Raw genomic sequence first — 13,273 nt, 5'->3', positions numbered from 1 at the left:
GACAGTACAAAAGGACTGGTGTATGATCTACTTTATTACGGTTACTTTCCGTCCTTCAATTTTGAAATGCACGAGATTAGTCATCTCCAGCAGGTTCAGTAATCGGGATACCGGAACATCCCTCGGAATTTTAGCAACAAAGGCATCTTTAACATCTGTCTGATAGACGACGTCAATATCATAATATCGTTGTAACTCTGACATGATAGCGGTGATGTCAGCGCCATTAAAATAAAACATCCCGTCTTTCCAGGCAGTGGCCTGTTGCAGGTCGGCAGGGGAAAGCTGCACGGCGCCTTTTGTATTGACGGCCGCCTGCTCACCCGGATGCAGCAGTTGCGAGGCCTTGCCGGTATTGACTTTCACTGCGCCGCTAAGAAGGGCCACCTGCATATCGCTGCCATCGCGGAAGGCGCGTACGTTAAAGGTGGTGCCCAATACATCGATGGTGGTATTATTGGTGGTGGATGTTACACTGAAAGGCTGGTTGCTGTTGCGGGCCACTTCAAAATAAGCCTGTCCGGACACAAACACTTCCCGTTTGCCGCCATAGAAGGCCGTGGGGTACGTCAATACAGCACCCGCGTCCAGCCATACTTTGGTGCCGTCTGCCAGTATCACGGCGAGGGGCCTGCTTCCCGGCGGCAGCTGTAAGGTATTAAAGCTGCCGGCGTTGTCTGTGCCAGCATATACGATCTGACCGCTGGCATTTTTAGAGACCTGTACCTGTCCCTGTACGGCGAGCGTACCGTTGCCGGCGCTGTCCAACTGTATCTGCCGGCCGTTGCCCAATGTCAGTACAGCATGGTTGGCCGCAGGCGCCGGAATATCATTCCGGAAGCGGAGAGCCTGCGGTTGTAGCGGGCCCGCTTGCCGATGTTGCAGGAAATAATACCCGCTTCCCATCAGCAAGGCCACTGCCGCAGCCGCGGCCCATTTATACCAGTATACTTTTTTCGCGGGACGACGGCTGTCAAGCACAGGCTGTAACCGCTGACGGATCAACTCCTCCAGCTGCTGCCTGTTGCCCAGCACCAACTCGTCCCAGCCGCCCTGCTCCTGAAAAGCGTTGAACAACTGGTTGTATTGCATCATCTCCGCATCTGTAGCTGTACCGGATGCAATTTTTTCCGCTAATAATATGGCTTCCTCTTTTCTCATATGTAGCCCGTCCTATACATAGGCACTTGCAAAAACACTCACCCTTAAAAACAACTCAATTTTTTTTTGAGATGGGCAAATTAATGACAGGTCACGATGGGAAGTAGTAACAAGGCGAGCAGGTGAGGGTCCACGGCTGCCCGGATGCGCTTCAGCGCGATGGTCTTTTGCGCTTCGACAGTTTTGATAGAAATATTCAATAAATCAGCTATCTGTTGATTTGTTAGCTGGCCATCCCGGCTCAGGAGAAAAATCTCCCGGCACTTTTCGGGAAGGCTGTTCACCACCTGCGTGATGATCACTTTCAGGTCATTCAGCTCCAAGAAGTCCTGCGGGCCGGGTGTTTCCGGCAGCGACAGGCCAGCCAGCGTGGTATAAAATTCGTCCCGGATTTTGCCGGAACGGATGTAGTTGGCCACTTTAAAGCGGACAGCACTCCGCAGATATGAAGGAACAGCCTGTATTTCCAGCTCTTCCCGCTTTTCCCACAGCCAGGCAAAAATATCCTGTACAATGTCCATGCAGGCATTCTGATCGCGCAGCAGGTAAAAAGCGGCCTGATACATGCCAGACCAGTGGCGGGAGTAAAGCAGATCAAAGGCCGCCACCTCTCCCCTCTTCAGCAGACTTATCAGCTCCAAATCACTATAGGCATCACTCCTTATCAAATTATTCCTTTTTCAGGCACTAAAATAAAAAAAGCCCGCTAATTATTCACGTGTCTGTCAACAACTGGCAGGACATTTCATCCCCGCAGGCGTTGCCCATGCTATCAGTTCGTGGCTAAAAGGGAGATAATTATTTAACCGATATCATGTGGATCAAGGCCTCTGCTGGTGGGAGCATTCAATACCTGTCCGTCTATATCGTAACGCGCGCCGTGACAGGGGCAGTCCCACGATTTTTCTGCCTGGTTCCAGTGGACTTCACATCCCAGGTGTGTACAAATGGGATCTACCGCATGTAAGGCGCCCTGCTCATCTTTATACAAGGCGATCTTTGACCCTTCGTAACTGACCAGCTTTCCTTCTCCCGGCGCCAGTCCTGCGAGCTGCTCCAGCTTTTCTGCCGGCAGCAGCCGGCTGGCCAGCTGTTTGATCACGTCCGCATTATGCGGCACAAAGGTGTTGAAGCCTGCAATGGGCTTGATACGGCTGGGATCAAACAGTTTGACGTGCTCACTGTGAAGCCCCAGCATCAATCTCTTTAGCAACAACGCCGCAGCGGTGCCATATACCATACCGTTGCCGCCAAAGCCGGTGGCCACATATATTTCACCGGTTTGTCCCGGCAGGCGGCCGATGTACGGCAGACCGTCTGCCGGCTCATAATATTGTGCCGACCAACGGTAACGGACATCTTCAATATTAAATGCCTCCCGCAGATGTGCTTCCAGCTTACGGAAGCAGGCCTCTGTATTTTCCTGGTGCCCCGTTTTATGATCTTCCCCTCCTGCTATCAGGTAAGGCTGTCCGTCCATCACCTGTGTTCTGTAGTAATGAAAAGGCTGTTGCATATCGTAGCTCAGGTCTTCCGGATAATTATTGTCAGCCAGGGTGGCGGCCAACACATAACTGCGGTAGGGCACGCAGCGCAAATGCAGCAGGTTTACCCCCGGCGGAATATGTGTAGCATATACGAACTGCCGGCAGCGGAATGCGCCCAGCGTGGTAACGATCAGCATGGGACCATTATCCTGGACGGCCGTTACACGGCACTGTTGCAGGATAGTACCGCCAATATGTTCAAAAGCGGCGGCCATACGCTGTATATAAGGCAACGGGCTGAATTTGGCCTGGCCCGTCACTTTAACAGCCTTCCTGAATAAAAACGGCACCGGTATTGTCGCTGCACCTGACACATCCAGTCCGGCCAGTAGCATAGCTTCGGCAGTGTCTTTTAGCGCGGCCTCTTCCTTTTCCGTTTGGGCAAACAGATACGCATCTGCGTATTCAAATCCACACCGGATATCGAACCGGTCAATATGATGTTGTATCAGCTGAATAGCTTCGGCCGTGGCTTCTTTTACCTGCCGCGCCCCTTCTTTGCCGAAATGCTGTTGTATCGTATTATATGGTACATCTACCAGTGTATTCAGGTGAGCGGTGGTGCCGCCGGTAGTACCATAACCGAGGTTGGCGGCTTCTATCAACAGGCAGTTCTTACCGGCATTCTGCAGCAAAAAAGCGGTAGTGATCCCCGTTATGCCGCCCCCTGCAATAATGACGTCATAAGTCTGCTGAGGGTCGGCCCGGTTGATTACATTATACCCTCCGGCATAATCCTGCCAGAGGCTGACAGTGTGTGCATCGCGTAGTATCATGACCTTGCTGTTTTTATTAAAGGAGACTAAATTTTATGCCACCCGGGAGAATAATGGTCATAGCTTCATCAGCTCAGGATATATTCTCACATATACTTCGCCGGCCATCGGGTTAATCCCATATAGGCGGTGCAGCGCTTTCTCATTAAAAAACACAGAACATTGCGCGCCAATGGCCAGTCGTGTATGCGCTACCCGTAGCAGGTCATAACTAACGCCAGCGGTCAGTGCATGTACGGTAAACAATTTGTCAGCACCATACTGCGCCGGATCAAGATTCAGCTCCTCTGTTGATTTTTCTACCCATTCGTACCGGGTATAAACCGCAGTACGTTTCATATTCACGGCGCCTTCCAGGAGAACGGCATTTTCTCCCGGATGGCTTTTGATTTTATTCAATCCCCACAAGCCGGTTATATTCAGATGGCTGTTTTGCGCGAAAGGCAGACTGAAAACGGCGGATGCCGTAGTGCGGTCAATATCTTCCTCCGGATGCAGCAGCTCCGGGCTCTTGATATGTCCATGTGACAACTGCAGCGCCCAGTTACGGGAAGGGTTATACGAAAAGCGGCCACTCCACGAATCAAACCGCATCTTGTCAAAGTTGTACCGGTTTTCATCCGGTTCCCTGCCGGTGAACAAGCTGCCTTCCAGCTTAAAATCGTATAACCGGAAGCCCAGGGTGGCCACGCCGAAGGTGATGTGTGTGCCATCATTCCAATGGTGACTGATGGGCGCGTCCGGGTTATTCATAGCGGAAGGCCGGTGCATAAACGCCACCGACCCCAGTGCAGGTTCACCCGGGTAACCGAAACTGGCATATATATCTGCATGTTTTGAAAGCGCATAGGCGTACCCGACAGACAGTCCGGAGAAAAGATCATGCGGATGCTGCCGGTCTACCAGCGGCTGACCTTTCCAACTCTCACCCGACTGGAACAACAGCGGATAACCAGCCCCGCCTTCAGTGAGCCGGTCCAGGGAAACCATCACTTCATAGTGGAACAGTCCTTTTTTACCAACGTTTCGTTGCGCCATGAGCATGAACCAGTTGGGCGCATCGAACTTATCGCCGCCACGGTCCCCTTTACGGCCGATATCCTGGTAGGTGTACCGCAGGAAAACATTGCCGTGTAACATATACATCCATTTACGGGAATGGAACATATAGCCATACATGGGAGATACGTCCGGCAGCCAGGAAGAACCGGAGCCATTCCTGTTCATGGGCAGATTCCTTGAAAAAGCATGGCTCATGGGCATTGACATATGCTCCATTCCATCCTTTTTCCCGGTAGTGTCCTTCATTTGCGCCATATTATGATGCTCATGCTGGGCCGTAACCGGCAAACAAAAGAAGCAAACACAGGCTGTCAACAAGAGGAAGGTTTTCATTACAGGCGCTTTTACCCGAACATCTCACAATAACAATGCCTCGCCACGGCCCTGTTACGAGCCCTGGCAGAGAAAAGCGGTCATATGCTTTTGGCTGCTATGTATTTATTGTAAGATGGTTGCGATAAGCCGCCCGCATGGTGCTATCTGTTATATTTTTATTGACTGGCGGTTTCTGCGCGGCCATTTCCTCATAAACGCGTTTAGCCCCCGCTGTTAGTTTCTGTTGATGGAGATAGTTATCAAAGGCTGCCTGCGCCAGCTCCTGTGAACCGAAGCAACAGAGAAAATCTATGGGGAGGTTCTGGTGACGGGCATCAAAATGTGCATTAAAAGCCACGCCATTGGCTACCATGTCCTGTACCGCAAGGTCCGTATCCTCAAATTTATCGAACAACGGTAACGCGTAAGTGATAATCAGCTCACATAACTGAGGGATTACATTTTCCTGGTTGCTGACAGCCATGTTCCAGTCCTGGTTCTTGTTTTTCAGTGGCGTCAGGTTCTCCAGGCGGGTGGCGAATATCATCCCGGCGGCGTCTTTGTCCTGATGCTGCTGTATTTGCCACTTCTTCAGTTCGCCGGAAGCGATGGTCAGATAAGGCCAGAGGGTAACGCCTCCGCTCCAGTTTTTAACGCTCGACTGAAAATGAATATCGAAATACACTTTTTTATTACGGGTGGTTTTTCTCAGTGTCTGCGCTTTCTGCATGGGCTTAAAGCCGTATGCGGACAGTCGCTCCGCGATCTTCGTACAGGCTGACAGAAATATTTCCCTGGTATTTGTCTCCATCGTTATTAATAAAAGTTGGTGGGGCTGTTTATATAAAAATACAGTAAAATCAACATAAAAAACTATATTGATAACATGACCATCTACACCACGCTGCTTGACCAGACATTTGCTGAAACCATCCCTTTGGAAAACGTAACGGCCGTATTCAGCCGTCTTCGCCAGAAAGACCTGCAGGAAACCAACTGTGGTTATTTTGAATACCTGATGGACGAAGGCGCTGCCATCATCCTTTTCTTTATTATGCGGACGCCTGACGAAATTTCTTTCAGGTATGACTATAATGTTCCTGATGCCCGGCAGGGCACCTGTTGGTACAGCGTTACGGACACGCATGATCGTAGCTTCACAGATGCGGGCGATGAGCAATATGTGCCACAGGCGTCATTCATAGACATGCCGGCTGCACTGGAAATTATTACACAGTTCTTTCAACGGCCGGAAGAAAAACCGGCCCGTGTCAACTGGATGCCTGCCGATTTTTTTGAATGGCCGTATTAAATATCCCGGAGAATATATTTTTTGCAACATTGTTTCATTTCTGAAATACATATCCTATATTTGCTGCATGCACCCAAAACCATTTCACATCACCCGCAGGTTACTGGCCTTCTTTCTGATGGCCCTGCTGGTTTTTGTGCAGATGGTAAAACTGCTCCATCACCATCCGGCTACCGGCCAGGGTTATACGACGTTCCATCACGGGCTGAACGACCAACATATACAGGCGTCTCATGCCTGCGACATCTGTGACTTTCAGTTGGTCAAAGATGCGACCGTTCCTGATGTCGTTTCCTCTCCACCGCTACTATCCACTCCATACATTACCTTCTCTTTCATTACAGCAAACTGGTACCCTGGCGCAGAACAAGTGCAGGCCGGCAGAGGCCCTCCTTCAGCGTGATTTTCACTGAAGACCACTTTCCGATTCTGTTTCATTGTACCCGTATCGCTGTAACTTATGCTGCAAGCTATTGCGTTGACCAAAACATTTGGCCGGCATACCGCGCTGCACGCGCTCGACCTGTCTGTAGCCAAAGGTGAAATTTTCTGCCTGCTGGGACCTAACGGTGCCGGCAAAACCACCACCATCAGTTGTTTCCTGGGGTTCCTGAAGCCCACGTCCGGAGAGGCGCTGGTAAACGGGATACCGGTATACAGCCGGCCACAGGAAGCGCGGCGGCACCTCGCTTATATACCCGAGACCGTTACCCTCTACCCTTACCTGAGCGGGCTGGAGAACCTCACTTTTTTCCATTCGCTCACGGGTGAACAGCTTCCGAAAGATGCTGCCATCAAATTATTGCTGGACGCAGGCTTGCAGGAGTCAGCCCTTCATAGGCCGGTACAAAGTTATTCCAAGGGTATGCGGCAGAAAGTAGGCATCGCCATAGCCACTGCTAAAAACGCCGGCGCCCTGCTGCTGGACGAACCCACCTCCGGGCTGGACCCCGGCGCCAGCAATGAGTTCTCCGTATTGCTGCGGCGCTTCAGCCAGGAAGGCCGTGCCGTGTTAATGGCTACCCATGATATCTACCGCGCCAAAGAAGTCGCCACCCGTATCGGTATTATGCGGGACGGCCATCTGCTGACTATCATGGAGGCTGCGGCCACAGATCACTATACGCTGGAAAACAGCTACATGGAATTTATGGAAACATCCACCTGGTAACAAACATTCCGATATGTTCAGCATAATTGCCATCAAAGAATGGCACATGGTGTCGCGTAATTACACTATGGCCATCACCCTGTTGTCTGCACTGGTGCTATCCGGCATCGCTGCCGCCGGCTCCCGCCTGCTGTACCGGCAGGAGGAGCAACAGCGTGAAGCTGCCAACCGGCAGTTCCGGCAGCAGTGGGAACAGTTGCGCGCCGATGACCCACACAGTGCCGCGCATTTCGGTACGTATATCTTCAAACCGCTCACCCCTCTGAGCCGGTTCGATAATGGACTGGAGCCGTTCACCGGCAACGCCATGCGCATTGAAGCGCATGTACAGCACAACATGGCCACGCCGCCACTGCAGCCTGCTGATCTTTACCTGCGCTTTGGCGCGCTTACACCCGCAACGGTGCTGCAACTGTTTTTTCCGTTGTTTCTTTTCTTCCTGTGTTTCAACAGTTATACACAGGAGAAAAACAGCGGCACGCTGCGGTTACAACTGGTACAGGGCGCCACTCTCCGCAGCATTATACACGGCAAGGCACTGCTATACCTAAGCGTGATGGCCGTTATGCTGTCACTCTCCATGTTGCTGTATTTCCCGATGATGGCCAGCGGCAGCGCTTGGCCGCACATATTACTATTGGTGGTTAGTTATGGCTGCTATGCCGGCATCTTTGTGTTGCTCGGCCTCTGGCTCTCTACAGTGGCCCGCCACGCCGGACAGTCGTTGTTACTGTTATGTGGCATCTGGTTATGCTGGCATATCCTGCTGCCCCGGCTGGCGGCTGCTACGGGAGAAGCCCTCTATCCGCTGCCATCCCAACCGGCAGTACAGGAAAAAATTGATCGGGCCATCAAATCGGGCATCAACGGCAACGATCCCAGAGATGCCCGTACCGCCCGCCTGGAACAGGCCACGCTGCAGCAGTACAAAGTCAGCAGCATCGATCAGCTGCCTATAAATTTTGACGCTGTCCGGCTACAGGCAGACGAAGACTATGCGCAACGGGTATACGAAAAATATGCTGCCATGACTGATAGTCTGATACGGCTACAAAACAGCGTGCAGCACTACCTGGCACTGGCAGATCCGTATCTCGCCATCCGCAGTATTTCCATGGCGCTGTGCGGCACCGACTATGAGCATCAGTATCATTTCAATCAGGCTGCAACACAGTACCGCAATATGTTCATCCGCCGGCTGAACAATGCCATGGCCCATGGCGGACAACAAGGCCGCCAGCTGTACGGGCAGATGCCGGTTTTCCAATACCAGCCCCCCGTCACTGCACAGGTATTGCGAAAGCAGTGGTTGCCCGCCTTGTCTTTACTGTTATGGTTGATGATCACTATTTCACTTTTAAACCGTTCTGCCAGACATGCACCGATTCAATAAATACCTGTCCGTAGCGCAACAGGAATGGCGCTTATTATGCCGCACCAGGCTGCTGCCGGTAGTGGCGGCCATCCTGTTGCCCGCTGCAGTGGCGGCACTGTATTATGGTCATCATGTGTCTGCAAAACAACACGCGGCAGTGGACAGCCTGCAACAATATTATCAACAACAGCTGACCATGTTGCGCGCACAACTACATGCCGACACCAGCACGCCGCAGGGCAAAGCCGCTTACATAGCCGCGAGCTGGCCTGTTGTGGCCGATCACAAGCTGCATGCCGTAGCATGGTATCCACCGGCGGCGGCAGCGGCATTATCTGTCGGCATGAGCGACCTTGCTAAATATTATTATCCCATAGCTGTGAAAAGCAGCTATGCGCCTGCGGAAGAAAAAATCAGTAACCCGTTGCAACTGGCCACCGGCAATTTTGATACTGCCTTCCTGGTGATTTACCTGATGCCGTTACTGTCAATCTGTATGAGCTGTCATCTGCTGTCACAGGAAAAAGAGCAAGGTACCTTGCCCCTGTTGATGGTGCAGCATGGCGCACTTACAGGCTTACTCCTGCTACGGTTGCTCATACGGTACCTCATCTTGTTATCAGCCATGCTATTAACCGGAACGGTCGGCATGGCATTATCTGCCGCTACACATGGTTTTCCCTGGCTGGAGTGGGCCGCCTGGATAGGCATTACCGCTACCTGGTTATCGTTCTGGATGGGCCTCATCTGGTTTGTCATTGCATGGAACCGGCAAACCACCACCAACCTGGTATTGCTTTTCAGCCTTTGGCTGTTACTGTTGATTGTATTACCCGCGGGTTTCAGGTTGATGACCACCCGGCCACAGACCAATGATACCGCCGCCAATGCTGCCGTGCAGCGACAACTGGAATGGGACACCTGGGACCTTCCCAAACGGCAGCTGTTGGACAGCTTCTACCAGGCTTATCCTCAATACCGCAATGCGCAGGCCTACGATACCGGCGTACACAGCTCCCGCCATGCGATGGCCTATTATTCGCTGGTAGACCAGCGCATGCAGCGCATTATAGCTTCACAGGAGGTCAACAGGCATAAAGCCCAACAAACGCTGGCTGCTGCTGTAAGATATAACCCGGCCGTATACACGCAATGGCTGCTCAACAGTATCGCCCGCACAGATATCGCTGACTATGATCATTTCCGGGAAGAAACCCGCCGCTTCCGCGAGCAATGGAAACAGTTCTTCTACCAACGGCATTTTCAAGATCGACAGCTCACAGATGCCGACTACCAGTCGTTGCCGGTTTATATCCCGTCATATGATCCTGAAAGCCCCGCCCACTGGAGAAACGGCATGTTGTACCTGCTGGCGCTGACAGCCGCCGGGCTGGGCTCCGGGACACTGGTACTAAAAAGAAAATTGAATGATCTCAATAAAATATGAACATGCATAAAACATTACCTGCATTGATAGGTCTGAGTGCTATTTCCCTGTACAGTTATGGCCAGCACGATACCGACAGCCTGCGTAAACAACGGTTGCGGGAAATTATCGTACTGGATAAAAAGAAAACCATGAAAGCAGACAGCATGGCGCCTACTTTGCGACTGGAAGGCCGCCTGCTGGAGACGCCCCAAAATATCACCAGTGTGACCAGTGAACTGGTCCGCGAACAAGGCGGCCTGGAAATGAAAGACATCGCGCGTAATGCCAGCGGTGTAAAAATGGGTTACAACGGCTCTGTATTCGACGCTTCCACCACCATTATGGTCAGAGGTTTCGGCGCCATCACCTATGTTAACGGCATGCCGCAACGCAGTACCATGGGCGCGCTTATAGACGATGCTGCCATGATAGAGCGGGTAGACTTTATCAAAGGCCCTGCCGGTTTCCTGCTCTCTTCCGGGGAGCCGGGCGGCAGTATTAATATCACCACTAAAACGCCCGGCCCGCAGCGCATCCGCCAGATAGAAGCCGCCGGCGGCAGCTTCGGGCTGCTGCGTGTGTCCGCCGACGTGGGTTCGGCAGTGCAGGCAAAAGGATTTTCTTACCGTATCAATGCAGCCTATCAGCAACAACAAAGCTTCCAGGATTTTATCAAAACCAGGAAATACATCGCATCACCGGCCATACAATATAATTTCAAGCCCGGCACCTTCCTGCTGGCAGAGTACAACCTCATACGCATGACCGCCGACGGCGGCAGCAGCGTCACCCAAACCGGTACCGACGCTGATGTGCTGCAACACCGCATCGGCAACAATTACGCCGGCGATCCCAACCTGCCGCAATCCTATACCATGTCGCAAAGCGTGCGGCTGATGTTCGCGCATCGCTTCAACAACCGCTGGAAATTGACCATTCAGTCCAAATACACCGCCACGCCAAGCGCTACATGGTCGTTGCTTTCAGACAACTACTCCCCCGTCAACTTTGACAATACCAATATCACCAGGCGCATGTCACAGTATAGTAACGTCAACGGACGAGTGGCCGCGGCACAGGCATATATCAACGGCACATTCAACACAGGCCGCGCTGTCAGTCATCAGCTGGTGGCGGGCATCGACTATAACTATAGTAAAGATGATTTTTCCGTTGCCTATGGCCGGTACAAATTTACATTCGACCGTAACCATCCGCAGTACGGCTTACCCAAAGACAGCGTAGCCGAGCTGGGCAAGCCAAGACTGATCGTCAGAGAAAATAACTGGTGGTCCGCCTTTGTTTACAATACCACCCGCGTACATCAAAACTGGCTGTTTAACTATGGTGGCCGCTTCACGTTTAACATGCCCGTTACCACCAACGCCAAAACACCACTGCGAAATGAAACCGCTTTCTCCCCAAGGCTGGGCATCACCCGCCTGTTCGGTGAAAACACCAGCGTATATGCCGTATATGACCAGTCGTTCATTCCACAGGCCGGTGCCGACTTTGCCGGCAATAACTTCAAGCCGTTGCGTGGCAACAGCTTCGAAGTGGGCGCTAAACGCGAATGGTTTCAGCGTAAGCTGATCACCACACTGGCAGGCTATCATATCATCAAAAACAACCTGTTGGTATCCGATCTGCAACATCCCGGTTTCAGCCGGCAGATAGGACAAGCCACCAGTACAGGTGTGGAAGCGGATATCATCGGACGGCTGTCCGACCGTCTCACAATATCTGCCAATTACGCCTATACGTATGCGATCACCAGCAAAGACACCCGCCCGGAAAATGAAGGCACCAGGCTGGCCTTTACCCCGGAACAGATGATCAACACCTGGGTGCAGTATGCCATCCCGGTAACGCCGAAAGCGCGCCTGAGCGTCAGCGCCGGACAAAGCACCGTTACCCGCACCGCCACCTATACACCGGACGTATACCTGAAAGGCTATACGAAACTGGACGCAGGCATTGCCTGGGATGCCGGCCGCTGGTATGTGCGCGTGATCGCAGATAATCTCACCAACAAAAGATATTTCTCCAGTGGCGACATCCTCATCGGCTCTATTCATGAAGGCGTAAAAAGTTACTACTACATAGAAGGAGCGCCGGTTTCATTCAAAGCCTTCGCAGGCGTGAGACTGTAGTCACTTAAGATATTGCGCAATAAGGGGATAAGCCGAAACCCTATAACAGTAGGCATCACTATCAAAAACACTATTTTTATGAAAGATCAATCCATCAATCTCCAGCTGAGCATCGACGACCTGAAAATTGACAGCTTCGTCACCAGCCTCGACAACGAAATGAACATGCGTCTTGCCGGTGGCCTTGCGGGCCAGAGCCACCCAACGCATACCCTGCAGACAGATGACGAGGGCCATCTGTGCACGACCATCATCTGCTAAGGTTATACGAACAGAAAAGTAAGAAGGCTGGACCAAAAGCAGATGCTGCTTTTGGTCAGCCTTCTTTTTTTGCCCCAAAACAGCACAATATTTGCATACTCTTTACCAATAATTGCTAGATAATTTAAGGCTTTGTAAACAAATTGTCAGAAAACAATCCAACGCAGCCTGCGTAGGGATTTAAGCCCTAATTTACTTGACAAATTGAAAGCCATTACACAACGAATGAAAGCATGAGCTATTGAAGTAAACTGAACATTGAAAAAACGTTGTAATTCTATCCTTGATTTGTTAGTCGCGGGCCGCGTGTAGTTAGCTTCTTATTTTTTATGTCAACCAAAATTTAAAATTGATTTAACCGTACTGCACACTTAACACTGATAACATATTGTTCTGAAGATCTTTTTCCGTGCCCGGAATCAAGCTGTCTTTTTCCCTGAGAAGGAAAGAAGATACGGCTGCTTCATGCACAGGACCTAACCGCTAAATAGTGAAACACAGGTTATGCACAGGTCGTGCATAATATCTTCCCATCAACCAAAAATCGATAACATGTCTACACTTCTTTTCCAGGACCACATCCGTGGCAGCTAAGCCGTATCTGCACGGCATGCAGATGTAATTTTTATGAACGATAGTTTGCTGCCCCTTGCCCTGTCACCACGGGGCCTGGCCGGTTATTGCCCGCTGCGTTCATAAAATCCTCCATCT

At 51.5% G+C, this 13,273-nt stretch carries 12 protein-coding genes; 7 read left to right on the top strand and 5 right to left on the bottom strand.

Annotation, left to right across the window (positions count from 1 at the left end):
* Positions 1–27: 27 nt before the first annotated feature.
* The 5 genes from ACTJJS_RS08445 to ACTJJS_RS08425 all read right to left on the bottom strand — a co-directional run bounded on the left by ACTJJS_RS08445 (position 28) and on the right by ACTJJS_RS08425 (position 5,672).
* Positions 28–1,161 (bottom strand): FecR family protein, encoded by a 1,134-nt coding sequence (locus tag ACTJJS_RS08445; RefSeq protein WP_440663326.1) that lies wholly within the window; start codon positions 1,159–1,161, stop codon positions 28–30.
* Between the two features lie 80 nt (positions 1,162–1,241).
* Entirely contained in the window at positions 1,242–1,829 is a 588-nt protein-coding gene (locus ACTJJS_RS08440) for an RNA polymerase sigma-70 factor (RefSeq protein ID WP_440663325.1), read from the bottom strand.
* Positions 1,830–1,963: 134 nt separating this feature from the next.
* Positions 1,964–3,484 (bottom strand): FAD-dependent oxidoreductase, encoded by a 1,521-nt coding sequence (locus tag ACTJJS_RS08435; RefSeq protein WP_440663324.1) that lies wholly within the window; start codon positions 3,482–3,484, stop codon positions 1,964–1,966.
* 57 nt (positions 3,485–3,541) lie between these two features.
* Positions 3,542–4,879: a hypothetical protein gene (locus ACTJJS_RS08430; protein WP_440663322.1), complete on the bottom strand. Its 1,338-nt coding sequence runs from the start codon at positions 4,877–4,879 to the stop codon at positions 3,542–3,544.
* Between the two features lie 97 nt (positions 4,880–4,976).
* The gene (locus tag ACTJJS_RS08425; RefSeq protein ID WP_440663320.1) at positions 4,977–5,672 is read right to left on the bottom strand and encodes a DUF4304 domain-containing protein; all 696 of its coding nucleotides are present in this window, start codon (positions 5,670–5,672) and stop codon (positions 4,977–4,979) included.
* 75 nt (positions 5,673–5,747) lie between these two features.
* Between ACTJJS_RS08425 and ACTJJS_RS08420 the strand changes: the two genes are divergently transcribed.
* The 7 genes from ACTJJS_RS08420 to ACTJJS_RS08390 all read left to right on the top strand — a co-directional run bounded on the left by ACTJJS_RS08420 (position 5,748) and on the right by ACTJJS_RS08390 (position 12,562).
* A complete protein-coding gene (locus ACTJJS_RS08420; protein WP_440663318.1) occupies positions 5,748–6,173 on the top strand; it encodes a hypothetical protein in 426 nt (141 codons plus the stop codon).
* A gap of 67 nt (positions 6,174–6,240) precedes the next feature.
* The gene (locus tag ACTJJS_RS08415) at positions 6,241–6,576 is read left to right on the top strand and encodes a hypothetical protein (RefSeq protein WP_440663316.1); all 336 of its coding nucleotides are present in this window, start codon (positions 6,241–6,243) and stop codon (positions 6,574–6,576) included.
* A 57-nt stretch (positions 6,577–6,633) separates the two neighbouring features.
* The gene (locus ACTJJS_RS08410; protein ID WP_440663314.1) at positions 6,634–7,344 is read left to right on the top strand and encodes an ABC transporter ATP-binding protein; all 711 of its coding nucleotides are present in this window, start codon (positions 6,634–6,636) and stop codon (positions 7,342–7,344) included.
* A gap of 13 nt (positions 7,345–7,357) precedes the next feature.
* Complete coding sequence (locus ACTJJS_RS08405; RefSeq protein WP_440663312.1) at positions 7,358–8,737, top strand: DUF3526 domain-containing protein; 1,380 nt, start codon at positions 7,358–7,360, stop codon at positions 8,735–8,737.
* Positions 8,721–10,166 (top strand): DUF3526 domain-containing protein, encoded by a 1,446-nt coding sequence (locus ACTJJS_RS08400; protein WP_440663311.1) that lies wholly within the window; start codon positions 8,721–8,723, stop codon positions 10,164–10,166. Before ACTJJS_RS08405 ends, ACTJJS_RS08400 begins: the two co-directional genes overlap by 17 nt.
* A 2-nt stretch (positions 10,167–10,168) precedes the next feature.
* Positions 10,169–12,301 (top strand): TonB-dependent siderophore receptor, encoded by a 2,133-nt coding sequence (locus ACTJJS_RS08395; protein ID WP_440663309.1) that lies wholly within the window; start codon positions 10,169–10,171, stop codon positions 12,299–12,301.
* A gap of 78 nt (positions 12,302–12,379) precedes the next feature.
* Positions 12,380–12,562 carry a pinensin family lanthipeptide gene (locus tag ACTJJS_RS08390; RefSeq protein WP_168872485.1) on the top strand — a complete coding sequence of 61 codons (183 nt, stop codon included), beginning with the start codon at positions 12,380–12,382 and terminating at the stop codon, positions 12,560–12,562.
* Positions 12,563–13,273: the final 711 nt, after the last annotated feature.

Origin of the sequence: Chitinophaga sp. 22308 (genome assembly GCF_052045305.1) — a bacterium.
Lineage (GTDB): Bacteria > Bacteroidota > Bacteroidia > Chitinophagales > Chitinophagaceae > Chitinophaga > Chitinophaga varians_A.
Note: the sequence above shows the minus strand (reverse complement) of the source record. Positions and strands in the feature narration are given on the sequence as shown.